The 25,243-nt window shown below is 72.1% G+C and carries 24 protein-coding genes; 2 read left to right on the top strand and 22 right to left on the bottom strand.

Annotated elements, in window-relative coordinates:
* Positions 1–150: 150 nt before the first annotated feature.
* From AB0G35_RS35155 to AB0G35_RS35075, 17 genes are all read right to left on the bottom strand, one after another.
* Entirely contained in the window at positions 151–690 is a 540-nt protein-coding gene (locus AB0G35_RS35155; RefSeq protein WP_360958173.1) for a TetR/AcrR family transcriptional regulator, read from the bottom strand.
* 236 nt (positions 691–926) lie between these two features.
* Positions 927–1,763 (bottom strand): RNA polymerase sigma factor WhiG, encoded by an 837-nt coding sequence (gene whiG, locus AB0G35_RS35150; protein WP_360958164.1) that lies wholly within the window; start codon positions 1,761–1,763, stop codon positions 927–929.
* 361 nt (positions 1,764–2,124) lie between these two features.
* Entirely contained in the window at positions 2,125–3,486 is a 1,362-nt protein-coding gene (gene dprA, locus AB0G35_RS35145) for a DNA-processing protein DprA (protein ID WP_360958161.1), read from the bottom strand.
* Between the two features lie 7 nt (positions 3,487–3,493).
* Positions 3,494–5,161 carry a YifB family Mg chelatase-like AAA ATPase gene (locus AB0G35_RS35140; protein ID WP_360958158.1) on the bottom strand — a complete coding sequence of 556 codons (1,668 nt, stop codon included), beginning with the start codon at positions 5,159–5,161 and terminating at the stop codon, positions 3,494–3,496.
* Positions 5,162–5,518 carry a YraN family protein gene (locus AB0G35_RS35135; RefSeq protein WP_360958171.1) on the bottom strand — a complete coding sequence of 119 codons (357 nt, stop codon included), beginning with the start codon at positions 5,516–5,518 and terminating at the stop codon, positions 5,162–5,164. It lies immediately after the preceding gene.
* A gap of 409 nt (positions 5,519–5,927) precedes the next feature.
* A complete protein-coding gene (locus AB0G35_RS35130) occupies positions 5,928–6,236 on the bottom strand; it encodes a DUF2469 domain-containing protein (protein WP_003980220.1) in 309 nt (102 codons plus the stop codon).
* 38 nt (positions 6,237–6,274) lie between these two features.
* On the bottom strand, positions 6,275–6,847 hold the full coding sequence (locus tag AB0G35_RS35125; RefSeq protein WP_360958168.1) for an NUDIX hydrolase: 573 nt from the start codon (positions 6,845–6,847) through the stop codon (positions 6,275–6,277).
* A gap of 46 nt (positions 6,848–6,893) precedes the next feature.
* Positions 6,894–7,622 (bottom strand): signal peptidase I, encoded by a 729-nt coding sequence (gene lepB, locus AB0G35_RS35120; protein WP_360958156.1) that lies wholly within the window; start codon positions 7,620–7,622, stop codon positions 6,894–6,896.
* A 264-nt stretch (positions 7,623–7,886) separates the two neighbouring features.
* A complete protein-coding gene (lepB, locus tag AB0G35_RS35115; RefSeq protein ID WP_360958153.1) occupies positions 7,887–9,002 on the bottom strand; it encodes a signal peptidase I in 1,116 nt (371 codons plus the stop codon).
* A complete protein-coding gene (gene lepB, locus AB0G35_RS35110) occupies positions 8,935–10,086 on the bottom strand; it encodes a signal peptidase I (RefSeq protein WP_360958150.1) in 1,152 nt (383 codons plus the stop codon). The genes lepB (AB0G35_RS35115) and lepB (AB0G35_RS35110) overlap by 68 nt, the downstream gene beginning before the upstream one ends.
* The gene (lepB, locus tag AB0G35_RS35105; RefSeq protein WP_360958148.1) at positions 10,079–10,843 is read right to left on the bottom strand and encodes a signal peptidase I; all 765 of its coding nucleotides are present in this window, start codon (positions 10,841–10,843) and stop codon (positions 10,079–10,081) included. The genes lepB (AB0G35_RS35110) and lepB (AB0G35_RS35105) overlap by 8 nt, the downstream gene beginning before the upstream one ends.
* 96 nt (positions 10,844–10,939) lie before the next feature.
* Positions 10,940–11,287 carry a 50S ribosomal protein L19 gene (gene rplS, locus AB0G35_RS35100; protein WP_360958145.1) on the bottom strand — a complete coding sequence of 116 codons (348 nt, stop codon included), beginning with the start codon at positions 11,285–11,287 and terminating at the stop codon, positions 10,940–10,942.
* Between the two features lie 133 nt (positions 11,288–11,420).
* On the bottom strand, positions 11,421–12,230 hold the full coding sequence (gene trmD / locus AB0G35_RS35095) for a tRNA (guanosine(37)-N1)-methyltransferase TrmD (RefSeq protein WP_360958142.1): 810 nt from the start codon (positions 12,228–12,230) through the stop codon (positions 11,421–11,423).
* Positions 12,230–12,775: a ribosome maturation factor RimM gene (gene rimM, locus AB0G35_RS35090; protein ID WP_360958139.1), complete on the bottom strand. Its 546-nt coding sequence runs from the start codon at positions 12,773–12,775 to the stop codon at positions 12,230–12,232. Before rimM ends, trmD begins: the two co-directional genes overlap by 1 nt.
* Before the next feature lie 77 nt (positions 12,776–12,852).
* On the bottom strand, positions 12,853–13,092 hold the full coding sequence (locus tag AB0G35_RS35085; RefSeq protein ID WP_003980229.1) for an RNA-binding protein: 240 nt from the start codon (positions 13,090–13,092) through the stop codon (positions 12,853–12,855).
* A gap of 2 nt (positions 13,093–13,094) precedes the next feature.
* On the bottom strand, positions 13,095–13,535 hold the full coding sequence (rpsP, locus tag AB0G35_RS35080; RefSeq protein WP_030415777.1) for a 30S ribosomal protein S16: 441 nt from the start codon (positions 13,533–13,535) through the stop codon (positions 13,095–13,097).
* A gap of 155 nt (positions 13,536–13,690) precedes the next feature.
* A complete protein-coding gene (locus tag AB0G35_RS35075; RefSeq protein WP_030415776.1) occupies positions 13,691–14,281 on the bottom strand; it encodes a hypothetical protein in 591 nt (196 codons plus the stop codon).
* A gap of 596 nt (positions 14,282–14,877) precedes the next feature.
* Between AB0G35_RS35075 and AB0G35_RS35070 the strand changes: the two genes are divergently transcribed.
* Positions 14,878–15,744, top strand: coding sequence for a methyltransferase domain-containing protein (locus AB0G35_RS35070; protein ID WP_360958135.1), 867 nt, complete (start codon positions 14,878–14,880; stop codon positions 15,742–15,744).
* 99 nt (positions 15,745–15,843) lie between these two features.
* Here AB0G35_RS35070 and ffh read toward each other — a convergent pair whose 3' ends face one another.
* From ffh to AB0G35_RS35045, 5 genes are all read right to left on the bottom strand, one after another.
* Positions 15,844–17,397: a signal recognition particle protein gene (gene ffh, locus AB0G35_RS35065; RefSeq protein ID WP_360958132.1), complete on the bottom strand. Its 1,554-nt coding sequence runs from the start codon at positions 17,395–17,397 to the stop codon at positions 15,844–15,846.
* Positions 17,398–17,544: 147 nt separating this feature from the next.
* Positions 17,545–20,037, bottom strand: coding sequence for a [protein-PII] uridylyltransferase (locus AB0G35_RS35060; RefSeq protein ID WP_360958129.1), 2,493 nt, complete (start codon positions 20,035–20,037; stop codon positions 17,545–17,547).
* A 169-nt stretch (positions 20,038–20,206) separates the two neighbouring features.
* Positions 20,207–20,545, bottom strand: coding sequence for a P-II family nitrogen regulator (locus AB0G35_RS35055; protein ID WP_030415772.1), 339 nt, complete (start codon positions 20,543–20,545; stop codon positions 20,207–20,209).
* Entirely contained in the window at positions 20,542–21,882 is a 1,341-nt protein-coding gene (locus AB0G35_RS35050; protein WP_360958126.1) for an ammonium transporter, read from the bottom strand. The genes AB0G35_RS35055 and AB0G35_RS35050 overlap by 4 nt, the downstream gene beginning before the upstream one ends.
* Positions 21,883–22,257: 375 nt before the next feature.
* Positions 22,258–23,661, bottom strand: a complete 1,404-nt coding sequence (locus AB0G35_RS35045) for a hypothetical protein (protein WP_360958166.1) — start codon at positions 23,659–23,661, stop codon at positions 22,258–22,260.
* A gap of 582 nt (positions 23,662–24,243) precedes the next feature.
* On the opposite strand from AB0G35_RS35045, the gene AB0G35_RS35040 reads away from it, so the two are divergent.
* Positions 24,244–24,918, top strand: a complete 675-nt coding sequence (locus tag AB0G35_RS35040) for a bifunctional DNA primase/polymerase (protein WP_360958123.1) — start codon at positions 24,244–24,246, stop codon at positions 24,916–24,918.
* Positions 24,919–25,243: the final 325 nt, after the last annotated feature.

Here is a 25,243-nt window from a genome sequence, read left to right as displayed (position 1 = left end):
CTACCTCGCGGGACTCCACCTCCGGGCCTCCGTGATCTGGATCAAGGACCTCACGCGAGCGGCCCCTTGATCACAACCAAATACGCTCCCTAGCCGTGGACACCGCGAAGGGCTCCGTGCCCGTCGCCGCCGTGAAACGCCCTAGCAGTACTAGCCGTGGATGCCGTGGAGGGCCATGGATACGGCTGCCTCTGTGATGTCGGTCGGGTCCTCTGCGGCGCCCAGTTCGATGCGGCGGACGGCGGCGTCGACGACGCCCTGGAGGAGCATCGCGGCGAGCCGGGGCTGTTCGTGGCCGAGGGCGGCGAGGGCTTCGACGATCATGGCGATGAGGCCGCCGTGTGCCGCGCGGATCTTCTCGCGTGCGCCGGCGTCCAGCTCGCCGGCGGAGATGGCGACGACGGCACGGTGGCGCCGGTCGCCGACCAGGGCGAGCTGTCGCCGGACGTACGCCTCGATCTTCTCCTCGGGAGTGTCGGCGCGCTTCATCGCCGCCTCCACCTCGGCGGCCCACACGGGAAAGTCGACCGCGCACAGCTCCTCGACGACGGCTGCGCGCGAGCGGAAGTACTCGTACACGGAGGAGCGCGCGAGTCCGGTGCGCTCGGCGAGGGCGGGGAAGGTCAGCGCTTCGGTTCCGCCTTCCGACAGCAAGGTGCGAGCGGCGTCCAACAGGGCGCCGCGCTGCATCGTCCGGTGCTCGGCCACGGAGGCCGCTCGAATCCTGGGCACGTCACCACTCTACGGATGACGCCCCCGGCGCGGCACTCCGCATGGCGACACGGCGTCCGGGGACGGGTGAGCCACGGGGTGCCGTGACGACTCGGCGTACGAGGCAGCAAGCAGTTCGACAGACGACTCGACGGCCACCTCAGCGGAGCTCCGAGCCCGGGGCCGGCGGTGGGCTCCGGGACCCGGGCTTGGGATCAGCGGCCGACGTCGGCGAGCTTGGCTCTGAGCTGGAGCACGGACTTGGTGTGGATCTGGCTGACCCTGCTCTCCGTGACCCCGAGGACGTTGCCGATCTCGGCGAGCGTGAGGCCCTCGTAGTAGTAGAGGGTGACCACGGTCTTCTCGCGTTCGGGCAGCGTGTTGATGGCCCGGGCGAGCAGCCGCCGGAGTTCGCGGTCCTCGGCGATCTCGACGGGGTTCTCGGCGGCGGTGTCCTCAAGGGTGTCCATCAGGCTGAGCCGTTCGCCGCCCTCACCGCCGACGTGCAGCAGCTCTTCGAGGGCCACCACGTTCGCGAGGGACAGCTGGCTGAACACGCCGTGCAGCTCCTCCAGGGCGATGCCCATCTCCTCGGCGACCTCGGCCTCGGTCGGGGTCCGGCGCAGTTGCGCTTCGAGGGTGGCGTAGGCGCGCTCGACGGCGCGGGCTTTCTGGCGTACGGAACGGGGGATCCAGTCCAGGGCGCGCAGTTCGTCGATCATGGCGCCGCGGATACGGGTGATCGCGTAGGTCTCGAATTTGATGGCGCGTTCGGGGTCGAACTTCTCGATGGCGTCGATCAGTCCGAACACTCCGGAGGAGACGAAGTCGGCCTGTTCGACGTTGGGCGGCAGGCCCACGCTGACACGGCCGGCGACGTACTTGACGAGCGGCGAGTAGTGCAGGATCAGCTGTTCCCGCAACCGCCCGTCGCCGGAAGCCTTGTAGGAGCGCCACAGCTCGTCGAGCGAGGTGGGTGGGGCGGGGCGCACGCTGCCGCGTGCGGCAGGTGGTACTGCCGCACGGTCAGACCCGGAGGTGTGCTGGGGCATTCGTCGCCTTGAGCCGTTCTGCCGAGACGTGGGTGGATGGATGTGTGAGGGATGAATTGGGTGTGAGCGTAGCGTGACCGGAGTGTTGCGGTCCGCGAGGAGAGCGAGTTCGGGCGTGCGCAGATACGTTCCGCTGCCCGCACCTCAGGGTTACCTCGTACGGCGTGTCGACGCGTGTGTGCGATACCGGGCGTGCGCCGGGGGCGAGCCGTGGGGGTGGACGCGGCGACGGGGTGGGCGGGATGCCGTGTGCCCGTTGCGCACTATCGCCGTCGCGCCGTGGGGCGGGCACGCGTGTCGAAGCATGGCAAAACTGGATTCTGCGGTCATTCCCCTCACCCTTTCACCCGTTCGCCCCAGGTCAAGTACCGCCTCGCCGGGAACCGTCGGTCGTCTCGGCGCGTCGGGCCAACACCCAGCCGTCACCGCACCTTTGAACGAATCCGAGGGACTGCAGCTCGAAGAGTTTGTTGTGGGTGATGTCGCGGGGTGTGCCGGCTTCCCGCGCGAGATGACCGGTGCCCGCGCTTCCGCGCGCGGGCAGTGCCTCCAGTACGCGGGTTGCGACGGGGTCGAGGAGGTCACGGAGGTGGGTCGGTCCGTGCCGCACGGGTGCCAGGTCCCCGATGCTGCCGACGAGTTCGATGACCTCGTCGGCGTCGGTGACCAGGGCGGCCTCGCCGCGCAGGAGTTGGTGCACTCCGGCGGACAGGCCGCTGGTGACGGGGCCGGGCATGCCCATCGTGAAGCGTCCGAGGGTGAGCGCGCGACGGGCGGTGACGAGCGAGCCGCTGCGGAGTTCGGCCTCCACAACGACGGTGCCCCGGGTGAGGGCGGCGATCACGCGGTTGCGCTGGACGAAGCGGCTTCGGGTGGGGTGGTTACCGGGTGGTAACTCGGCGATGACCAGGCCCTGTTCGGTGATGCGGTCGATCAACTCGGTGTGGCCGCGCGGGTAGGCGTAGTCGACGCCGCAGGCGAGTACGGCGATGGTGGCGCCGTTGGCGGCCAACGCGCCGCGGTGGGCCGCGCCGTCGACGCCGTACGCGGCTCCGGACGCGATGGCCCAGCCGCGCTCGGCGAGCCCGGCGCTGAGGGTGGTGGCGAGGTGGGCTCCGTATTCGGTACAGGCCCGGGCGCCGACGACGGCGACGGAACGCAGGGCCCAGAGCCGGAGATGGGCCCTGCCGCGCACCCAGAGGCCGATGGGGCGGGCATCGCCGAGGTCGTCGAGCTGGCTGGGCCACTCCTCGTCGCCGGGGCAGAGGAACCGGCCGCCGAGTGCGGCGACCGCGGCAAGGTCTTCGGCAGGGCGGGCCCGTGCGGCGCGCAGCCTCAGTCCGGTGAGCTTGGTCTTGCTTGCGCCCGGCGGCGGGGCGGCGGTGTCGTCGGTGAGGGCGTGCAGCAGGGCGACCGGGCCCATGTCGTTCAGCCAGCGGCCGGCGGTTTCGTCGCCCGGTTCGAGGATCCGGGTGAGGGCGGCGCGGGCGCTGCGGTGTGGTTCGTAGGGCGGGTGGGGAGTGGGTGGGCGGCCGGGTGGGTGGGGGTGGCTCGGTTCGGTCGTGGGGTGCTTCGCGGGGCGGGATGGTGATCGGCCTGTGGGGTCGGCGTGGGCAGGGGGAGTCAGGTCGTCAGCGTGCGGGGAGGTGTTGTCGCCTGTGCGGGGTTCGGTGTCGGCGGCGGGGCCGGGGGCGGCGAAGCCCCATTCGTCGAGTCCGGTCATGGGTCGGTCAGTCCTGGTTCCGGGGGTCTGGTGGGCGGGTGGAGGCGGTTTCGGGGGCGGTCCCGCCGGAGGGTCCGCCGCCCACCGTGGTCAGGGCGCCGCGGCGTACGCCGGTGCGGAGTTCCAGGGCCCAGTTGACGTCTTCGCTGGTGGGGCGGTCGCGGCCGGCCAGGTCGGCGGCGGTCCAGGCGACGCGGAGGACGCGGTCGAGTCCGCGGGCGGTGAGGAGTCCGCATTCGAGGTCGCGTTCCGCTTGGGCGAGGGCGCCGGGGTGGGCCTGCCAGCGGGTGCGGAGTTCATGGCCGGGCACCTCGCTGTTGGTGTGCCAGGGGGTGCCGGCGAGGCGGGCCGCGGCGCGTTCGCGGGCGGCCCGTACGCGGTCGGCCACGGTCGCGCTGGATTCGGCGCCCCGGCTCAGTGCGATGAGTTCGGAGCGGGCGACCGGTTCCACGGCGATGCGGAGGTCGACCCGGTCCATCAGGGGGCCGGAGAGGCGGGCGCGGTAGCGGCGGATGGAGGAGGGGCGGCATTCGCAGCCGCCGCTGAGGGTGCCGTGTCGTCCGCAGGGGCAGGGGTTGGCGGCGAGGGCCAGGAGGAAGCGGGCGGGCATGCGGATCATGCCGGCCGCCCGGGCCACGACGATATGGCCGGATTCCAGTGGCTGACGCAGTGCGTCCAGGACGCTGGGGCTGCATTCGGCGGCCTCGTCCAGGAAGAGGACTCCGTGGTGGGCGAGGGATACCGCGCCGGGGCGGGGCATGCCGTTGCCGCCGCCGACGAGGGAGGCCATGGTCGCGGAGTGGTGCGGGGCGCAGTAGGGCGGCCGGTCGACCAGTGGTTGGCCTGGTGGGAGGGTGCCGGCGACGGAGTGGACGGCGGTGACCTCCAGCGATTCCTTGGGGGTCAGGGGTGGCAGCAGTCCCGGGAGGCGTTCGGCGAGCATGGTTTTGCCGGCGCCGGGCGGACCCTTGAAGAAGATGTGGTGGCGTCCGGCGGCGGCCACCTCCAGGGCGCGGCGGGCGGTGTGCTGACCTGCGACGTCGGCGAGGTCGGGGACGTGGTCGCCGCGCGGCAGGCCGGCGCCCGTGCCGGGGACGATCAGGCCCGCCAGCAACGGGTCGGGGCGGCCTTCCTCCGACGGGTCTTCCTCTTCGGGCACCGGTTCGTCGGCGAGGACGGCGATGAGCTGGCGCAGGCTGCGGACCCCGAGGACGGAGATGCCGGGGACGAGGGAGGCCTCGGCGACGGTCCTTTCGGGGACGACGACCTGGCGGTATCCGGCGTCGGCGGCGGCCAGTACGGCGGGGAGTACGCCGCGTACGGGGCGGACCCGGCCGTCCAGGCCCAGTTCGCCGATCAGTATGAGGTCGGTGAGCTCGCGGGGGTCGAGGCGCTCGGCGGCACCCAGGACGGCGCAGGCGACGGCCAGGTCGAACCCGCTGCCTCCCTTGGGGACGGAGGCCGGGCTGAGGCCGACGGTGAGCTTCTTCTGGGGCCATTCGGCGCCGGAGTTCACGACGGCGGCGCGGACCCGGTCCCTGGATTCGATGAGGCTCTTGTCGGGGAGTCCGACGAGGGTGAAGGCGGCGACGCCGGGTTCGAGGTCGGCCTGGACCTCGACGACGACTCCTTCGACGCCGACCAGGGCGACCGAGCACGTACGGGCGAATCCCATTCAGGCCACCCCTCGCACATGCTCGACGGAGGGGGCGCCGCGGGTGGGCAGGACGACTCCGATGACGTCGATCCGGACGCCGCCGGGCGGTGGACCGCCGTGGCGTTCCATCCAGCGTTCCGCCAGCGTGCGGAGGCGGGCGGTCTTCTCGGGGCGGACGGCGGCCATGGGGTGTTCGTACCGGCCGGCGCGGCGGGTCTTGACCTCGCAGATCACCAGGGCGTCGCCGTCGGCGGCGACGAGGTCGATCTCGCCCTCCCGGCAGCGCCAGTTGCGGGCCAGGATGCGCAGGCCGGCGTCGGTGAGGTGTCGGGCGGCCAGCTCTTCGCCGTAGCGGCCGAGCGCGCGCCGGCGGATGTCGGTCCGTGGGGGCGCGGTCGTTGCCGGGGGGCGTCGCCTTCGGGTCGTCCGGGGCCGGGGCGGGGGCGAGGGTGCGTTCGCCTTGGGTTTCGCGGGGGCCGTCTTGCGAGGGGCGGGTGCGGGTCCGGCCCCTGGTGTCCCGGGGGTCGTGCACGGCGTGCGGGTCGTGCGGGTCGTGGGCGGGGTTCGGGTGTCGGGTCCGGCCGGGTGCCGGGCGTGCGTGGCGTTCATCGGTACCACCTCCGGCACCGACTGTGGCGTCCCCGCCCGGATCTATTGGATCTTGGTGGACAACCGGCCGGTTGTGGATAACTCGCTCACCCGGGCGGGTGACGGCGGCCGCGCTCCCCCGCCCCACGTGGCCGCGCCGGTCGAACCGACTGCGGTCATCGCGTCGATCAGTCGATCAGCTGCCGGGAAGATCCAGATCGCTCTTGTTGAGCTCTTCGATGTTCACGTCCTTGAATGTGAGGACGCGTACCTGCTTGACGAAGCGAGCCGGCCGGTACATGTCCCAGACCCAGGCGTCCGCCATGGAGACCTCGAAGAAGACCTCTCCCTGGACGGAGTGCACCTGCATTTCGTAGTCGTTGGTGAGGTAGAAGCGACGCTCGGTCTCGATCACGTATTTGAACAGCCCGACGACGTCGCGGTACTCCCGGTAGAGCTTCAGCTCCATCTCGGTCTCGTACTTTTCGAGGTCCTCGGCGCTCATGGCAGATCCCCTTCAGCCGTGCGTCCCCCCATTGTGCGTCAGGCCCGCTCGGTCTCCAGGAGGACCGGCGCACTCGGGGGCCCTTCGTCGAGCAGTGCGCGCAGCAGCTCGACGAGTCTGGTCGGGTACACCGTCTCATGCGAGGCGGACAGTTCCTCCGAAGTCCACCACTTCAGTCCCGAGACGCTGCGTCGTTCCAGGGCCGTCTGCCCTTCCATGTGGGTGGCAGTCCGGTCGGTCCTCGCCAGGTAGTACCACTCGTCCTGCTCCCAGCGTCGTCCGTCGAAGGGGAAGGCGCAGCGCCGCTTCCACAGGACGGGGCCGAGGACGGCGTCGGTGATGCCGGTCTCCTCGGCGAGTTCCCGGCGGGCGGCCTCTTCGTGGGTCTCGTCGCCTTCCAGGCCGCCACCGGGGGTGAACCACCAGGTGTCGGTCGGGTCGTCCGGTTCGAAGCCGTGCAGGAGCAGGATCCGGTCATCGGGGTCGAGGAGGATGACGCGGGAGGCCTGGCGGACGGCGACGACCGGCTCGGCCGCTGCCCGCGCCTCCCTCCCGGGACCCGGCTCCCCTCCGGGACCCGCCTCTTCCCCGGGCCCTGGCTCTCCCCCGATGCCCGGCGGCCGTTCCTGCCGGCAGTCGTCGTCGGGGTTCAGCCGCTCAGGCATGCGTGCGTCCCTTGCGCCGGGCGATCGGCCCGTAGGCAGCACCGCCGAGGATGAGGACCGCGCCGGCCACCACAGCGAGCGTGATGGGCTGGATGGGGCCCGGCTGGGAGGTGCCGCCGGGGAGGTCCGAGAAGGCGGCCGGGCGCTGCATCACGCCGACGCTGCCGAGCGGCCAGGCGCGGGCGTCGACCCGGGCGTCGACCGCACCGCGCGGCACCGAACCGTGGTCGCCGTCGGTGAGGTGGACGCGGGAGTCGAGGGAGTCGCTGCGGTGGTCGCCGAGCAGGAAGAGCTGACCGGTGGGCACCTTGGCCTTGAAGCCGACGGGCGAGGCGGGGCCGCTGCCCTGCAGATACGGTTCCTCGATCGGGGTGCCGTTGATGGTCAGCCGGCCCTGCTTGGTGCAGCAGGCCACCTTGTCGCCGCCGACGCCGACGACGCGCTTGACCATCGGCAGGTCGCCCCACGCGGAGTCCTTGAAGACGACGATGTCGCCGCGGCGTATCTCGGAGCCGTTCACCTTCTCGGCGATGACCCGGGCCCCGGCCGCGATGGTCGGTGACATCGAATCGGTCGGCACCGTATACGGGCGGTAGATCAGGGCCGCCCATACGAAGCCGCCGAGGAACAGCACACAGCCGGCGGCCACCGCGAGACCGGACAGCACACTGCCCGCCGTCCGGCTGCGGCCGTCGGTCCTCTGTTCCGTACTGCTGCTCATCCAGCGCTCCCACCCCGCAGGCCCGGCCCGCGTCGAAGATCCGGGACGGCACCTTACCTGGGGGTACGACCTGCGGTCAGCACCTGTGGCCGGGCCCGCGGTCCCGTTCCGCGGACGCTTTCATCCCCACCAAGCCAACCACCCCAGAGGCCCCGTCCCAGGGAAGCCCCCACCAGAACCCCCAAAACGCCGACTGCCCGGGACACGGCCCGGGCAGTCACCACCGGATGGCACCCCCAGGCGCCGTCCGCCCACACCTACGCTCTACTCCCGCTCGTCCTCCGGGCCGTGGTCCGCGCTCGTCCCCGCATCCGCGGCCGCACCGACGCGCGTACCCGCGGCCTGCCTCCTCCGCCGCCACAGCACCAGCGGCACGGCGCCGGCCAGCCCGAGGGCCGCCGGGGCCGCCGCCATGGCCTTGTCGAGGCCGGGCTGGTCGAAGGTGTCGGGGACCGGCAGGGTCGCCCAGCGGTTGACCGGCCAGGCGATGGTGAAGGCCCGGCCGACGACCTCGTCCTCCGAGACCGTGCCGTGGCCCTTGAGGTTCTGGTGGTAGCGGGAGTCGAGGGAGTCGTCGCGGTGGTCGCCCATCACCCAGATACGGCCCTCGGGGACGTGGATCGGTCCGAAGGCGCGGTCACCGCACGGGGTCGCGCCGGGGAAGATGTACGAGCTCTCCTTCAGCGCCTTGCCGTTGACCTTGACCGGGCCGCTGCCGTGGCACTCGACGGTGTCGCCGCCGACCGCGATGACCCGCTTGATCAGGTCCTTCTCCTCGGCCGAGGGCATCAGCCCGATGAAGCTGAGGACCTTCTGCACGGGGTTGGGCTCGGGGGTCGGCGTTTCGTTCAGCCAGCCGCCCGGATCGTGGAAGACGACGACCTCACCGCGCTGCGGTTTCGCGCCGAACCACGGCGTCAGCTTGTCGACCAGCACCCGGTCCCCGCGCTGCAGGGTGTCCTGCATCGAGTCGGACGGGATGGAGAACGCCTGGACCAGGAACGTCTTGATCAGCAGCGCGAGGAGCAGGGCGATCCCGATGAGAATCGGCAGCTCTTTCCAGAAGGCGCGCGGCTTCTTGCCCTTCTTCATGCTGCCGCCGGTCTCCTCACCCGCTGATCCGTCCGTCACACCGGGGCCGCCGGACCCGCCGGCCGGATCCGGCGCGCTGCCACCGTCCGGTTTGTCCAGGGCCACCGGTCCCTGTGACCGGGCCCGTACGCCGGCCGGTGACTGCGGCCGTGACGGCTCGGACTCCGCTCGTGACTGTGTCGGTGACTGATGCGCGGAACTCGCCGCCGGCCGCGGGGTCTCACCGCGCCGTGCCGGTTCTTCGGGCTCTCCGGTTCCGGACCGCGCGCCGACCGCCAAGTCCCCCACGTCTGCTCCTCACTCCACGCACTCGCCCGCCCGTCAACCGGCGCAGGCCCACCACTCCCATAACGAGCGGGAGTTCCGCAGGGGTCGGGAGTACGGTCAAACTCTCGGGTGACAGCCTATGCGGCACGCCCGCCGCGGACGCCTTGGCGCCCGGCGCGTCGCGCACCGTCCCGAACGTGTCCGGTTCTTCGAGGCGCCGCCAGTGGCTGAACGGCCAGGCGATCACCACTGCCCGGCCCACGACGTTGTCCTCCGAGACCGTGCCACGGTACGGCTCGTCCAGGTGGAAGCGCGAATCGGCGGAGTCCGAACGGTGGTCGCCCATCACGAAGATCCGCCCGGTGGGGACGTTGACGGTGAACTTGATCTGGGACGGCGGATTGCCCGGATGGACGTACGGCTCGGTGAGCGGACTGCCGTTGACCGTGACCCGGCCTTGCTTGTCACAGCATTTGACAGTGTCGCCACCGACCGCCACGACCCGCTTGATCAGGTCCTGCTCGTCGGCCGACGGCAGCAGCCCGATGAAGGTCAGGGCGTCCTTGACCGGCTGGAAGGCGCCCCCGTCGTCCGTCGGCTGGTGCTGTTCGCCCTTGAGCCAGCCTCCGGGGTCCTTGAAGACCACGACGTCGCCGCGTTCCGGCTTGGAGCCGAACCAGGGGGTGAGCTTGTCGACCAGCACCCGGTCACCGATCCTGATCGTCTGCTCCATGGAGCCGGACGGGATGACGAAGGCCTGGACGAGGAACGTCTTCAGTACGAGGGCGATGGCCAGCGCCACGCCCACCAGGATGGGGATTTCCTTCAGGTAGGAGCGCTGCCTGCGGCGCTTGATGCGCTTGGCCTGGCGGCGTCGTTCGGCCCGTCCGCCGGTCGCCGGCCGCCGGGGCGTGGCACCCGTGCCGCCTCCGCCCGCCGGGGACCTTCCGGGTGCCGCGGTATCGCCGTACCCGCCACCCCCGTCGCCGTATCCACCGCTGCCCTCGCCGTACGCACCGCTGCCTTCGCGGTGCGCGCCGCCCGTCCCGTGCCCGGCCTGCTTGCCGCCCTGGCGCCCGTGCCGGGGGCGTCCGCGGCTACCCATGGGGGCCTGCCGGAGCCGGTATCCGGGCGAAGGAGTCCGGTGCGTCGATGGTGCGCCAGCGGCTGACCGGCCAGGTGATCAGGTCCGCCCGGCCGATGACCTCGTCGACCGGGACCGTGCCGCCGCCCGGTTCGCCGAGGTGGTCGCGGGAATCGCTGGACCGTGCGCGGTGATCCCCCATGACCCACAGCTTCCCTTCCGGCACCACGATGTCGAACTCCACCGAGGACGGCGCGTCCCCCGGGTGGAGATAGCCCTCGGTCACGGGCTCACCGTTCACTTCGATCCGCCCCCGTTTGTCGCAGCAGGTCACATGGTCGCCGCCGATGCCGATCACGCGCTTGACGTAGTCGGTCTCGGCGGGCCGGGCCAGGCCCAGCGCCGCTCCGGCGCCGCGCAGCAGACCCGTGACGGGATTCTCCCCCTGCTCCCTGTGAACGAACGACCCGATGCCGTCGAACACCACCACGTCGCCCCGCGCGGGCTCGCTGCCGAAACGGTATGCCAGCTTGTTGACCAGCACCCGGTCCCCGATGTGGAGGGTGTTCTCCATGGACGAGCTGGGGATCAGGAACGGTTGCGCGACAAAGGCGCTCAGCAGGAGGACGAAGGCCAGGCACAGCGCGAACAGGGTGACCGGCCGGCGGCGCAGCGCGGTGAGAAGGGCGGTGAAACGCGCGGAGCGCGACCCCTGCTCCGGCCCCGCGTCGGGGGTGGGAGAGGGGTCGCGCTCCGTGAGATGTGCGTCGGTGTCCATCGGGTCCTGAGCCTATCCGGCCGGATCCGGACACCCGGCGCGAGAGGGGCTTTGCGTTGCCGGGGCGCAAAAATTCGCGCTCCGGGGCGGCGCGGCTCAGCTCTCGCGCTTCTCCTTGATCTTGGCGGCCTTGCCGCGCAGCTCGCGGAGGTAGTACAGCTTGGCGCGACGGACGTCACCGCGGGTCACGACCTCGATCTTCTCGACGATCGGGGTGTGCACCGGGAAGGTGCGCTCGACGCCGACGGAGAAGCTGACCTTGCGGACGGTGAAGGTCTCGCGGACGCCGGAGCCCTGACGGCGGATGACGACGCCCTTGAACTGCTGCACGCGGGAGCGGTTGCCCTCGATGACGCGGACGTGGACGTTGATCGTGTCGCCGGGACGGAAGGCCGGGATGTCGCTGCGCAGCGACGCGGCGTCGACGGAGTCGAGAAGGTGCATGACCCACTGCTTTCTTCGCTGATGCCACAGGTCATCAACGGAATATCGAAAAGGATGCTTTGGATGCTGTTCCGTCGGGCGGGCGTCGTTCCCCCTGTGGCAGGGGCGCGCGCCGGACGCACACAACAGCGGCCTATTCTTCCACGGCCTCGGTCGTCCGCCCAAATCGGCCGTCCTCCCCGGGCGCCCAGCCCAGGGCGGCGAGGATCGCACGGTCGTGTTTGTCGAACGCGGCGGGGTCGGCGCGTTCGATCAGGTCCGGGCGGTTGCGGGTGGTGCGGCGGAAGGCTTCGTCCCGGCGCCAGCGGGCGATCTTGCCGTGGTGGCCGCTGAGCAGCACCTCGGGGATCGTACGGTCGCGCCACTCGGGGGGCTTGGTGTAGACGGGCCCCTCCAGGAGGTCGGCCATCGGGCCGGGGGCGAAGGAGTCGTCCTGGTGGGAGGCGGCGTTGCCGAGGACGCCGGGCAGCAGCCGGGCCACCGCCTCGACCATGACGAGGACCGGGGCCTCCCCGCCGGCCAGGACGTAGTCGCCGATGGACACCTCGCGGACGTCGACGCGGTCGCCGTATTCCTCGATGACGCGGCGGTCGATGCCTTCGTAGCGGGCGGGGGTGAAGATCAGCCAGGGCTTGGTGGAGAGCTCCACGGCGAGCTGCTGGGTGAACGGCACGCCGCTGGGGGTGGGGACGACGATGACCGGCTCGCCCTCGCCGGAGGCGATGACGGAGTCCAGCGCCTCGCCCCACGGTTCGGGCTTCATGACCATGCCGGGCCCGCCGCCGTAGGGGGTGTCGTCGACGGTGTGGTGCTTGTCGTGCGTCCACTGCCGCAGGTCGTGGACGCGCACGTCGAGCTGGCCGCGGGCGCGTGCCTTGCCGACCAGGGAGACGTTCAGCGGTTCGAGGTACTCGGGGAAGATCGTGACGACGTCGAGCCGCATCAGCTGTCCTCGCGGCCGGAGGCGATCTCGGCCTGGCTGTCGTCGAGGAGACCGGCCGGCGGTTCGATGACCGCGCGCTGCTCCTCCAGGTCGATCTCCGGGACGATCTCGGCGACGAACGGGATCAGGACCTCGCTGCCGTCGGGGCGTTCGACGACCAGCAGGTCCTGGTAGGGCAGGTGGGAGATCTCGGAGATCCGGCCCACGGTGGTGCCGTCGCGGGTGACCACGTCGAGGTCGATCAGCTGGTGGTCGTAGAACTCCTCCGGGTCCTCGGGGACCTCGTCGGGGTCGACCTCGGCGATCAGGAGGGTGTTGCGCAGCGCCTCGGCGGCGGTGCGGTCGGTGACGCCTTCGAAGCGCAGCAGCAGCCGGCCGCTGTGGACCCGGCCGGTCGCGATGGTCAGCGGCCCCACGGAGGAGGGGTCGGTGGTGAGGACGGCGCCGGGCGCGAGCCTGAGCTCGGGCTCGTCGGTGCGCACCTCGACCGTGACCTCGCCCTTGATGCCGTGGGCGCGGCCGATCCGCGCCACTACCAACTGCACGCTTGTTTCTCCCTTGACGACGACTACGGGCCGGGGCGGGCCGAAGCCCTCCCCGGCCCGAGCCGGTGTTCAACGTGTCAGCGGACCTGGTCCACGTCGACGAGGTCGACGCGGATGCCGCGGCCGCCGATGGCGCCGACGACGGTCCGCAGCGCGCGGGCGGTGCGGCCGTTGCGGCCGATCACCTTGCCGAGGTCGTCGGGGTGGACCCGGACCTCCAGCACCCGCCCGCGGCGCAGGGTGCGCGAGGCTACCTGCACGTCATCGGGGTTGTCGACGATGCCCTTGACGAGGTGCTCGAGGGCTTCCTCGAGCATGCTCAGGCCTCGGAGGACTCGGAGGTGGACTCGGCCGCAGCCTCGTCCGCCTTCTTGTCAGTCTTCTTCGCCTTCGGGGTGATGGCCTCACCCTTCGGCTCGTCACCGGAAGCCTTGGCGGCGGCCTCGAACAGGGCGCGCTTGTCGGCCTTCGGCTCGGCCACCAGCAGCGGCGCCGGGGCGGGCTCGCCCTTGAACTTCTGCCAGTCGCCGGTCTTCTTCAGGATGGCGAGAACCGGCTCGGTCGGCTGGGCGCCGACGCTCAGCCAGTACTGCGCACGCTCGGAGTCGACCTCGATGCGCGAGGGGTTCTGCACCGGGTGGTACAGGCCGATCTCCTCGATGGCCCGGCCGTCACGGCGGGTACGGGAGTCGGCGACGACGATGCGGTAGTGAGGCGAACGGATCTTGCCCAGACGCTTCAGCTTGATCTTGACTGCCACGGGAGTGGGTTCTCCTGGATTTGACGTGGTGGGGCACGGCGAGCTGCCGCGTGGGGTTGCGGTACCCGAGTGCCCGATGGACGCGTCAGCCGGAGGAGAGAGGGGTCCTGTGCGACTGTCGAGTACAGCTAGCCATTGTGCCACACGCACTTGGGTCAGCCGACCGCGGCCACCTCGGGGATCCGGAAGGGCTTGCCGCACCCGCCGCAGACGATCGGCGCCTGGGCGAGGACGGACGGAACGACCCGGACATTGCGCCCGCAGTCGCAGACGGCCTTGACGCGGACGCCGCCCCCGGAGGAGCCGTGCCGGGCGGCCGGGCCCCGGAAGCTGCGGGCGGTGTCGGTGGCGGTCGCGGCCGAATGCGCCTTCAGGGCTCTGCCAAGCCGTTCGATGGTCGGGCGGTAGCGCCTTCTGGCTTCGGGGTTGAGCGTGACCAGCGAGAAGCCGCTGCTGGGGTGCGGCTCGTCGGCGTGGTCCAGGCCCAGCTCCTCGGCGATCGCCAGGAATCGGCGGTTGTGGTAGCGGCCTGCCCGGGAGGTGTCGCGGACGCCGCGGGCGGCGGCGATGCCGTGGACTGCCTCGTGGAGCAGCCGTTCGAAGGAGAGTTCGGCGCCGCAGGCGGACGACGACTCTCCGATCAGGGACTCGGGCGCGGCCAGATCCGGCAGCTCGGGGTGGTGCCGTTGAATGTCGGCCCACGCGAGCGCCAGCTCGGCGGCGAGAACAGGCGGTGTCGTGCTCACGTCGTAACAACGAGCCAGGGGTGCCCAGTGTTCCGATTCCGGGCCATCCCAAATAATTTGCACGTACCAGTCAGTTTCCGGGCATGCACCGTGCTGGGGGCGCGTCCCCCGATCTGCATAGAAAGCCGCCCACCGGCCCGCAAGCCGGTACGTATCCCCGCGTATGCACCGGAGTACCCGCCGACGACCTGCGGGGCGTCCCGTGGGCGCGCCCGGGTACGCCGGATGGCCCAACGACGGCCGACCGCTGCGGAGAGCGCCGCGGCGATGCTACGGGGCCTTGCTGTGTGCCCCGGCACCGGCCCGTATCCCACCGTAGGGCCGCGCGCGGGCGCCGGGCGAGGGCGCACGGAGGTGCGGAAGCGACCCCGGCGGGACGGCTGGCGTGGCGGATCGGCGTCGGCCGGGGCACCCTGGAACGGCGCTTCAGGGAGCGGCCCCGGCGCATGCGGGGGCGCGCGGAAGACAACCCCGGCGCACCCCCTGGACGCCCGGACGGATGCGCAGTTGTCTGGGTTGCGGGGGCGCACCACGCGTGATGACGGGGGCGATCGGTACGGCACAGGTTCGGTTCTCGGCGAATAGGGGCGCTATCGATGTCACCCACGCTCGTACGGCACCAGCTTCCGGACTCTGCATCCCTGCGCTGTGAGGGCCCGCCCCTGCCGGCCGGGTCGCGGGCGCGTGCCCGTGACTGGGCCGAGATCCAGGAAGGGATGCTGGTGCCGCTCTACGAAGCCGCGTACGACCGGCTGGGCGTCGGGCCGGGGACCCGGCTGCTGGGGCTGGGGTGTGGTTCCGGGCTGGCGCTGCTGCTGGCGGCGGCGCGTGGGGCGCAGGTCAGCGGTGTGGACGCGGACGAGTCCCGGCTGGAGCTGGCGCGTGAGCGGCTGACGCCGGACGGCATGCCGGAGCACACCCGGGTGGTCAGCGGCGGCCTGGAGGCGGCGGCGTCCGGGAACACCGCGTTCAACGTGGTCACCGCGTTCCATCCGGTGGGGTGTGTGAGCACCGTCGAGGGGCTGGCGGCGTCGTTGACCGCGGCGGCCGGGCTGGCCGAGCGCGGCAGCGCGGTGGTACTGGGTGGCTGGGGGCCGGTGGAGCGGTGTGCCACGGCCGGGGTGCTGCGGGTGGCGCAGCGGCTGGCGGACGCCGGGGGTGACCGGGCGGCCGGGTCCGCGGGGTGGCGGCCCAGCGGCCGGGACGATCTGGAGGAGCTGGCGGAGCGGGCCGGGCTGCGGCCGGACGGTTCGGGCCGGGTGGCCTGCCCGTTCGGGTACGCGGACATGGCGAGTGCGGTGCGCGGGCTGTTGTCGACGGGCGTGTTCGACGCGGCGCTGCGGGTGGCCGAGCAGCGGCAGGTGGAGAAGGAGCTCGCGGAGGCGCTGCATCCGCACGAGCGTCCGGACGGGACGGTGTGGATGCCGAACGTCTTCCGCTATCTGATCGCGCGGACGCGGTAGCCGGCGCCCGGACCGCTGCCGACGCGCCGAGCCCCCGGCCACGAGGTGTGGCCGGGGGCTCGCGATGCGTACGGCGGGGGTGCCGCCGGAGGGCTCGGGTCAGCCCATGAACTTCTTGAATTCCTCGGGGAGTTCGAAGTTCTTCGGGTCCTGGTCGGCCTGCGGCAGACCGAGCGGGTTGCCGGCCTGGGCGGCCTCGCGGCGGGCGGCGGCGGCCTGCTCCTCGGCCTTGCGCTTCATCGGGTTGCCGCTCTTGCGCTTGCCCTTGGCCTGCTTGACCTGCTTCTTCTTCCGGGCGCCGCCCCCCATGCCAGGCATCCCCGGCATTCCCGGCATCCCGGGCATGCCGCCCTGGGCCATCTTCGACATCATCTTGCGGGCGTCGAAGAACCGCTCGACCAGGTTCTTGACCATGCTGACGTCGACGCCGGAACCCCGGGCGATACGGGCGCGGCGGGAGCCGTTGATGATCGTCGGGTCCTGGCGCTCGGCCGGCGTCATGGACTTGATGACGGCGGCGGTGCGGTCGACCTCGCGCTCGTCGAGGTTGTTGATCTGGTCCTTCATCTGGCCCATGCCGGGCAGCATGCCGAGCAGCTTCGAGATGGAGCCCATCTTCCTGACCTGCTCCATCTGGGCCAGGAAGTCGTCGAGCGTGAACTCCTTGGGGCCTTTCGCCAGCTTGGCCGCCATCTTCTCGGCCTCTTGCTGGCTGAAGGTCTGCTCGGCCTTCTCGATCAGGCTGAGCATGTCGCCCATGCCGAGGATGCGGGACGCCATGCGGTCCGGGTGGAACGCGTCGAAGTCGTCCAGCTTCTCGCCGTTGGAGGCGAACATGATCTGCTTGCCGGTGACGTGCGCGATGGAGAGCGCGGCACCACCGCGGGCGTCGCCGTCCAGCTTGGAGAGCACCACGCCGTCGAAGCCGACGCCGTCGCGGAACGCCTCGGCGGTGTTGACCGCGTCCTGACCGATCATCGCGTCGACGACGAAGAGGACCTCGTCCGGGCCGACCGCGTCGCGGATGTCCGCGGCCTGCTGCATCATCTCGGCGTCGATGCCGAGGCGGCCGGCGGTGTCGACGATCACGACGTCGTGCTGCTTGGTGCGCGCGTACTCGATCGAGTCCTTGGCGACCTGGACCGGGTCGCCGACGCCGTTGCCCGGCTCGGGTCCGTAGAAGGCGACGCCCGCGCGGTCGGAGACGACCTGGAGCTGGTTGACGGCGTTGGGGCGCTGGAGGTCACAGGCGACCAGCAGCGGGGCGTGGCCCTGCCCCTTGAGCCAGCGGCCGAGCTTTCCGGCGAGGGTGGTCTTACCGGCACCCTGCAGACCCGCGAGCATGATCACGGTCGGCGGCTGCTTGGCGAAGCGGAGCCGGCGGGTCTCGCCGCCGAGGATGCCGATGAGCTCCTCGTTGACGATCTTGATGACCTGCTGGGCCGGGTTCAGCGCCTGGGAGACCTCGGAGCCGAGGGCGCGCTCCTTGACCTGCTTGATGAAGGCCCGGACGACGGGGAGGGCGACGTCCGCCTCAAGCAGCGCGATGCGGATCTCGCGCGCCGTGGCGTCGATGTCCGCCTCGCTCAGGCGGCCCTTGCCCCGGAGGTTTTTGAAAGTACTCGCCAAGCGGTCGGAAAGCGTATCGAACACGGCGGTCGTCGATCCTCGGGGTCGGGGGCGGGGTGCGGTCAGTCGGCTTCTAGGGTATCGGGCTCGGCAAGTGAACCGTTCCTGCCCTGTTTGCCGCCTCGTTCCGGTACGCCGGGCCCGCCCGCTCCCCCGCCCCGGTCCGTCCGGCTACTGCAGCGCCGCCTCCACCGCCGCCGCGACCTCGTGGGCCGCCGCGTCCGTCAGGGGTGCGCCATCGGTGCTGGTGACGTAGAAGGCGTCGACCGCGTCCGCGCCCAGCGTGCTGATGTGGGCGCTGCGGACCGCCACCCGGGCGGTCTCCAGGGCCCGGCCGATGCGGTGCAGCAGGCCGTGGGCGTCATGTGCCCGGACCTCGATGACGGTGGCGGTGCGGGAGCTGCCCGCGGCGACGGTGACCCGGGGTGGCGGGGCGTGTACGGCGCGGGCGCGGCGGGCGTAGGCGCGTTCGCGTTCGGCGAGCCGGGCCGGGATGTCGAGGGAACCGTCCAGGGCCCGGACCAGGTCGGCGCGGAGCCGGTCGGCCTCGGGCAGCGAGCCGTATTCGGCGGCGACCCGCCAGCTGAGCAGCAGCACCGGGCCGTCGCCGATCGGGTCCAGCAGCTGGAGATCGGCGGCGCGTACGGCGAGCCGGTGCAGGGCCAGCACCCCGGCGGCGGCGGGCAGCACGCCCGGCTGGTCGGGGACGGCGATCAGCAGCTCGACGCCGACCGGTTCCCGGCCGTCCGTCCCGGGCGCGTCCTCGGCGGGGGGCTCGGCGCGGGTGCGCAGCGCGAGGACCGGGCCGCGGGTGCGTCCGGCCTCCATGGCCAGGCGTTCCTGTTCCGCGGTCGGCCCGTCGGCGCCCCTCGGTTCCGCCTCCGCTTCCCCGGCGAGCCGTGCCGCGACCCGTTTGACCAGGTCGGCGACGAGTCCGCCGCGCCAGGCGCTCCAGGCGGCGGGCCCGGTGGCCAGTGCGTCGGCCTCGGTGAGGGCGTGCAGGAGTTCCAGGGTGCGAGTGGTGCCGACCGCCTCGGCGACCGCGCCGACGGTCTCCGGGTCGTCGAGGTCGCGCCGGGTGGCGGTCTCGACGAGCAGCAGGTGGTGGCGGACGAGGGTGGCGATGACCGCGGTGTCGCGGGCGTCGAAGCCGAGCCGGGCGGCCATGTCGCGGGCGATGGTCTCGCCGGCCACCGAGTGGTCGCCGGGCCAGCCCTTGCCGATGTCGTGCAGCAGCGCGGCGATCAGTAGCAGGTCGGGGCGGTGCACCCGGCGGGTGAGCGCGGCGGCCCGTACGGCGGTCTCGACCAGGTGGCGGTCGACGGTCCAGGTGTGCACGGGGTTGCGCTGGGGGCGGCAGCGGACCCGCTCCCAGTCGGGCAGCAGCCGGGTGACGACGCCCTCGGCCTCCAGCGCCTCCCACACGGGCACCGTGGGCGCGCCCGCGCCGAGCAGCGTGACCAGCTGTTCCAGTGCCTCGGCGGGCCAGGGCTCGGGCAGCGGCCGGGTGGCGAGGGCGGTGGCGCAGCGGCGGATCGCGGCGGTGGCCAACGGCAGTCCGGCCTGGGCGGCGGCGGCCGCGGCGCGCAGGACCAGCACCGGGTCGCGTTCGGGCCGGGCGGTGCGGGCCAGCACCGCTTCCCCGTCGAGTTCGACGACGCCCTCGGCGAGCGGGGAGCGCTCCCCCTTGCCGGCGGCGCGGCCGGTCAGCAGACCGCGCAGCACGGGTTTGACGGCGCGGGCGCGCAGCACCCGGCCGACCTCGCGCCAGGTGACGTCGGAGGCGTAGGAGATGGTGCGGCCGGCTTCGTAGGTCTGGCGGAGCAGGGCGTCCGCGTCGAGCACACCGAGGGCGGCGGCGACCTGGTCCTGTTCCTGGAGGGAGAGCCGGTCGGTGGCGCGTCCGGTGGTGAGGTGGAGCGCGTCGCGGGTGTCGAGGAGGAGGGAGCGGGCGGCTTCCAGGCCGCCGCGGGGGGCGTCGGCGAGCCAGGAGGCGGCGACCGCCCGGAGCGCGGTGGCGTCGCGCAGTCCGCCCCGGGCCTCCTTGAGGTCCGGTTCGAGGAGGTACTGCAGTTCGCCCTGGCGCTCGGCGCGCTCCTGGCACAGGGCGTGCAGCTCCGGCAGCCGCTTGGGGGCGCTCTCGCGCCAGTCGGCGTACGCCGTGGAGCGCAGTCGGGCGCTCAGTTCCGCGTCGCCGGCCAGGTGGCGGGCGTCGAGCAGCCCGAGCTGTACCTTGAGGTCGTCGCGGGCGGCGCGGCGGGCCTCGGCGGGGGTGCGGACGGAGTGGTCGAGGGCCAGGCCGAGGTCCCAGACCGGGTACCAGAGCCGGTCGGCGAGGGCGGCCAGGGCGCGCGGGTCGGCGCGTCCGTCGTGGAGCAGGAGCAGGTCGAGGTCGCTGCGGGGGGAGAGTTCGCCGCGGCCGTAGCCGCCGACCGCGACCAGTGCGGTGCCGGACAGGCCGGCGGCGGTGGCGTGCCGGGTCAGCAGGCCGGCCAGCCACTCGTCGGTGATCCGGGCGAGGGCGGCGCGGCGGTCGGGTCCGGTGGTCTTCTCGTCCTGGAGGAGCCGCACCCGGGCCGCGGGGTAGCCGCCGCCGTCCGCGGGCCCGTCGCCGTGGCCGGATGCCGCGGCCGGTCCTGCCGTGTCCTCGACGCTGTCGGTCAACTGCCGTTCTCCTCGGTCGTGTTGTCCCCCGCCTGCCCCGTGGCCCCCGTCGTACGCCCTGGCCGCCGCCCGGCGTGTCCCCCGGCCCGCCCCGCACGCCGGGTCCGGGCCGCGGCCGGGCGGGCGGCCGTCCGCCGCACGGGCGGACGGCCGTGGCGTCCCGGTCGCGTCAGAGCGCGTCCGGTCCCCGTTCCCCGGTGCGGACGCGCACCGCGTCGTCGACCGGGACGCTCCAGACCTTGCCGTCGCCGATCTTTCCGGTGCGGGCCGCCTTGACGACGATGTCGACGAGTTCCTCGGCGTCCGCGTCCTCGACGAGCACCTCGATCCGGATCTTGGGAACCAGGTCGACGGTGTACTCGGCGCCGCGGTACACCTCCGTGTGCCCGCGCTGCCGGCCGTAGCCGCTGGCCTCGGTGACGGTCAGACCGTGCACCCCGAAGGCCTGCAGGGCGTTCTTCACCTCGTCCAGCCGGTGCGGCTTGATTACTGCCGTGATGAGCTTCACGCGTCCACCTTCTTCGTCAGGGCCTCGCCGAGTGCCGGTCCCTTGCGGGCCGCGGTACCGCCGCCCGCGCCGGTGAAGTCGTACGCGGTCTCCGCGTGCGCGGCCTGGTCGATACCGGAGATCTCCTCGTCCTCGCTGACCCGGAAGCCCATCACCAGGTCGATGACCTTGGCAAGGACGTAGCTGACCACCAGGGAGTACAGGAGTACGCAGACCACTCCGACGGTCTGCTTGCCGAGCTGTTCGAAGCCGCCGCCGTAGAACAGGCCCTTGGCCTTGCTCTGCACTCCGCCGGTGGCGAACAGGCCGATGAGCAGGGAGCCGGCGACACCGCCGACGAGGTGGACGCCGATCACGTCGAGGGAGTCGTCGTAGCCGAACTTGTACTTCAGGTTGACGGCCATCGCGCACAGCACACCGGCGATCGCACCGACCGCGATGGCACCGAGCGGGCTGACGCAACCGCAGGCCGGGGTGATGGCGACCAGTCCGGCGACCGCGCCGGAGGCCGCGCCGAGGGTGGTGAAGGAGCCGTGCCGGAGCTTTTCGTACCCGAGCCAGCCGAGCATCGCGGCGGCGGTGGCGACCTGGGTGTTGACGAAGGCGACCGCGCCGATGCCGTCGTCGTTGCCGAGCCAGGAGCCGGCGTTGAAGCCGAACCAGCCGAACCACAGCAGGCCCGCGCCGAGCATCACCAGCGGCAGGCTGTGCGGCCGCATCGGGTCCTTCTTGAAGCCGATCCGCTTGCCGACGACGAGGATGACGCCGAGCGCCGCGGCACCGGCGTTGATGTGGACGGCCGTACCGCCGGCGAAGTCGATCACGCCGAGGTTGAACAGCCAGCCGCCGTCGGCCCAGACCCAGTGGGCGACGGGGAAGTAGACGAGGGTGACCCACAGGGCGATGAACAGCGCCCAGGCGGTGAACTTCACCCGGTCCGCGAGCGCACCGCTGATCAGCGCGGGCGTGATGATCGCGAACATCAGCTGGAAGACCGCGAAGACGTAGATCGGGATGGTGGTGGCCCCCCACAGCTGGGTCAGGCCGATGCCGCTGAGGCCGGCGAACGAGCCGTTCCAGCCGAGGAAGCCGCCGGCGTCGTTGCCGAAGGCCAGGCCGAAGCCGTACAGGACCCACAGGATCGTGACGATGCCCAGGCTGATGAAGCTCATCATCAGCATGTTGAGCACGCTCTTGACCCGGACCATGCCGCCGTAGAAGAAGGCGAGTCCGGGGGTCATGATCATCACCAGTGCGGAGCAGATCAGCATGAACCCGGTGTTGGCCGGGCTGAGTGTCACCTTGTCTGCCGCGATCGTCAGGATGCCTGGGGGCATCGGCGTCTCCTCGTCGTCGATGCGGCCCGTGCGGGCGTGTTTCTGGTGGGCCGACTTCGCGATGAGGTTGTCGCAGGGTGGTTTCGGCCAAACCTTGCCGGTGTTTCACCCCAGTGACGAAGACCGCCGCAGTGTTACGCCCCGGTGAACTCCACGCTCGACCCCATATTCACCCGTTCAGCCGTAAGAAACAGGCCATGCACCGCAACCACCCGTCGAGCCCTCTGAGGCGGGCGACCACCTCCGCGGAAAGCGCGCCGGCTCAGGCGCGAAAGCCAGACCGGCCGCGGTGCCGCCCGCGTGACCTGGCAGGGGGGAGCCGAGTCGGGGTGTACGGGGCGGCGGCCGCGGCCGGTGTTCCGGGGGCGGGGCCGGTCAGACGGCCTCCGCGGTTTCCGGGAGGGAGCGGGCGAGGTCGTCGCTGAGCCGGACGACCTCGGCGACGCCGCCGAATTCCCGGGCGGCGGTGTCCACGGTCTTCCGCAGCCGGGTGTTGACCCGCTCGGAGCGGACCTGCCGGGCGAACGGGATGGCCTTCTGCGCCATCTCCGCGCAGGCCACCGGCTCCTTCTGCAGCAGCCGCACGGTCGCCATCCCGATGAGGTTGAGCGCGTACGACCGCTGGTGCTCGGGGTCCTTGCCGAACAGCTCCACGGCCCGCTCCATGACGGGCTCGGCGAGCGAGGCGTACGTGGGGCTGCGCCCGGCGACGTAGGCCAGATCGCGGTAGGAGTGGGCGTTCTCGGCGTTCAGCTCGGCCTCGGAGAAGAACCGGATCCAGTCCGGCTCGGGTTCGCCGGGGGTGACGTCGGAGAAGGTGTCCTCGGCCATCCGGACGGCCCGCTTGACCTTGCTCGGCTGGCCCATCCCGGCGTAGGCGCGGGCCTCCATCGCATACAACATGGCCTGGGTGCGGGGGGTGGCGGTCTCGCGGCTGCCGTACTGGGCGAGGTGGATGAGTTCCAGGGCGTCGTCGGGCCGGCCGAGGTGGATCATCTGGCGGCTCATGCTGGAGAGGATGTACGAGCCCAGCGGGCGGTCGCCGGCCTCCTTGGCGGCGTGCAGCGCCAGCACGAAGTACTTCTGGGCGGTCGGCTGCAGACCGACGTCGTAGCTCATCCAGCCCGCCAGCTCGGCGAGCTCGGCGGCGACCTTGAAGAGCCGCTTGGTGACCGGCTCCGGGTGTGTCTCCTGGAGGAGGTCGGTGACCTCGTGGAGCTGGCCGACGACGGCCTTGCGCCGCAGTCCGCCGCCGCACTGCGCGTCCCACTGGCGGAACATCGCGGTCGTCGACTCCAGCAGGTCCAGCTCGGGCCTGGAGAGCCGGACCGGGCGCCTGGCGCGGTCGGGCTGCGGGTCGGCGCCGGCCGGGGACGCCGGGACCGGCACCAGCCAGCGCTGCATCGGCTCGATGAGGCTGGGTCCGGCGGCGAGCATGAGCGAGGTGCCGAGGAAGCCGCGGCGGGCCAGCATCAGGTCGCTGCGGGAGAACTCGCTGATGAGATTGACCGTCTGGGACCCGGCCCAGGGCAGGTCCACCCCGGAGACGGACGGGGACTGGTGCCCGGAGCGCAGGCCCAGCTCCTCGATGCCGACGACGCAGCCGAAGCGTTCGGAGAACAGCTCGGACAGGATCCGGGGGATCGGCTCACGCGGCTGCTCGCCGTCGAGCCACCGGCGCACCCGGGAGGTGTCGGTGCTGATGTGGTGTGCGCCCAACTGCCGTGCGCGGCGGTTGACCTGGCGGGCGAGCTCGCCCTTGGACCAGCCGCTGCGCATGAACCACGAACCCAACTGTGCGTTGGGCTTCTTGACGACGTCGGTGCCGCCCGTGCCGCCGTTGCCGCCCACTGGAAGCCCCCATCCCGATTGCTGCGCTGGTGCCTGGTGCGTGCTTGGTGCGTTGCCTGGTGGCCGGCGCTGTCCTGCGAACCGCCCCCAGGCGGCGGCCCGTTGCCACGCCTGTCCGGGGTACATCTACCCGACCACGGATTCCGGCCACACCTTTTGGCCTGTGCTCGACCGGTGCGTTGCCACCGGCATACCCGTGCGAACGATGCCTCTCCGGGGTTCAGCACCGAAAGTAATCCTACGATCACGCCCTTCGCGAGGGCGATTGCGGAAACGCCACCATTCGCCACCCCTTCGGATGAACTCCGGGCGCTGCTCTCGCGATTGACTTGACACAGGTCGAGCACGTCCGGGCGGAACGAAGTACGCAGCAGCTCCCGCGGCGCTCCGCACCACCCGGCGCACCACGACACACCGCCGGCCCCGCGGGCCGTGGACGGAGCGTGAAGGGCGCCCGTCGTCAACCCACCGACTCGTAACCACTGCCAGGCACCACCCGTTGGAGGGGGTATGGGCTTCACGATCGGCGGCATCCGCGAGAGGCGTTCCGTTTCCCGGCGCCGCGCCCGCTCGACCGAGATCACGGCGGTGGCGGAGTACACCGGGCTGTGGGGCTGGGACGTCGTCCCGGGCGCCCGGGCGGCCCGCGCCGCCGGCGGCCGCCTGGACTGTTCGTGCGGCGCCCCCGACTGCCCCGCGCCCGGCGCCCATCCGCTGGAGTTCGCCGGGGAGCTGGCGGCCGGGGCCACGCTGGAGAAGGCCGCCGCGGCCTGGGCGGAGACCCCGGGGGCCGCGGTCCTGCTGCCGGTGGGCCGGTCCTTCGACGTGCTCGACGTACCGGAGGCCGCGGGCCGTCACGCGCTGGCGCGGCTGGAGCGGATGGGGCTGCCGCTCGGCCCGGTCGCGCTGGCCCCGACCGGCCGGGCGCTGTTCTTCGTCGCCCCGGGTGCGGCCGCCGAGCTCCCCGAGCTGCTCTACCGCACGGGCTGGGACGACGCCGCGCTCGATCTGCGGGCGCTCGGCCCCGGGACCCATGTCACCGCGCCGCCGTCCGACCACGGCGGGCAGGGCCCGATGCGCTGGCTGCGCCCGCCGGACCTGGAGACCGTGGGCCGGCCCCCGCAGGCCCGGTTGGTGCTGGGGACGCTGGCCTATGTGTGCCACCGGGCGCCGCTGTACGGCTGAGCCCCTGGGGGTGCCCGAACAGATCCCGTGAGGGTCACGAGCGCCCCCTGCTGGGCCACAACGCGGCGGGACGGCAAGGTGTTCCCGTTCAGCGGCATCCGGTGCGCACCGGCAATGCGAAGCGCCCCGGTGCACGGCCGGCCGGGGAGCCGGGCCCGCGTGCCGGGGCGCTGCGAGGTCCGCGCGGACGGGCGCGCTAGTTGTTCTGTCCACGGAGGTTGGTGACAGCGATCACTGGCGTGTGATCTTGAAATGGGTGAGGGCCTTCTGGCTCGGTGTGGATTGCGACATCTGCACCGGCGACCAGAAAGGCCCTCATGCCGCA

The organism is Streptomyces sp. NPDC021749 (assembly GCF_040640655.1).
In the GTDB taxonomy this organism is placed as follows: domain Bacteria; phylum Actinomycetota; class Actinomycetes; order Streptomycetales; family Streptomycetaceae; genus Streptomyces.
The sequence above is the reverse complement of the archived record's forward strand: the minus strand, read 5'-3'. Positions and strand labels throughout refer to the sequence as shown.

Coding starts and splice junctions, on each gene's coding strand:
- AB0G35_RS35155 (WP_360958173.1), bottom strand. CDS start 690: ATGCAGCGCGGCGCCCTGTTGGACGCCGCTCGCACCTTGCTGTCGGAA.
- whiG (WP_360958164.1), bottom strand. CDS start 1,763: ATGCCCCAGCACACCTCCGGGTCTGACCGTGCGGCAGTACCACCTGCC.
- dprA (WP_360958161.1), bottom strand. CDS start 3,486: ATGACCGGACTCGACGAATGGGGCTTCGCCGCCCCCGGCCCCGCCGCC.
- AB0G35_RS35140 (WP_360958158.1), bottom strand. CDS start 5,161: ATGGGATTCGCCCGTACGTGCTCGGTCGCCCTGGTCGGCGTCGAAGGA.
- AB0G35_RS35130 (WP_003980220.1), bottom strand. CDS start 6,236: ATGAGCGCCGAGGACCTCGAAAAGTACGAGACCGAGATGGAGCTGAAG.
- lepB (WP_360958156.1), bottom strand. CDS start 7,622: ATGAGCAGCAGTACGGAACAGAGGACCGACGGCCGCAGCCGGACGGCG.
- lepB (WP_360958150.1), bottom strand. CDS start 10,086: ATGGGTAGCCGCGGACGCCCCCGGCACGGGCGCCAGGGCGGCAAGCAG.
- lepB (WP_360958148.1), bottom strand. CDS start 10,843: ATGGACACCGACGCACATCTCACGGAGCGCGACCCCTCTCCCACCCCC.
- rplS (WP_360958145.1), bottom strand. CDS start 11,287: ATGCACCTTCTCGACTCCGTCGACGCCGCGTCGCTGCGCAGCGACATC.
- trmD (WP_360958142.1), bottom strand. CDS start 12,230: ATGCGGCTCGACGTCGTCACGATCTTCCCCGAGTACCTCGAACCGCTG.
- AB0G35_RS35085 (WP_003980229.1), bottom strand. CDS start 13,092: ATGCTCGAGGAAGCCCTCGAGCACCTCGTCAAGGGCATCGTCGACAAC.
- AB0G35_RS35070 (WP_360958135.1), top strand. CDS start 14,878: ATGTCACCCACGCTCGTACGGCACCAGCTTCCGGACTCTGCATCCCTG.
- AB0G35_RS35050 (WP_360958126.1), bottom strand. CDS start 21,882: ATGCCCCCAGGCATCCTGACGATCGCGGCAGACAAGGTGACACTCAGC.
- AB0G35_RS35045 (WP_360958166.1), bottom strand. CDS start 23,661: ATGCGCAGCGGCTGGTCCAAGGGCGAGCTCGCCCGCCAGGTCAACCGC.
- AB0G35_RS35040 (WP_360958123.1), top strand. CDS start 24,244: ATGGGCTTCACGATCGGCGGCATCCGCGAGAGGCGTTCCGTTTCCCGG.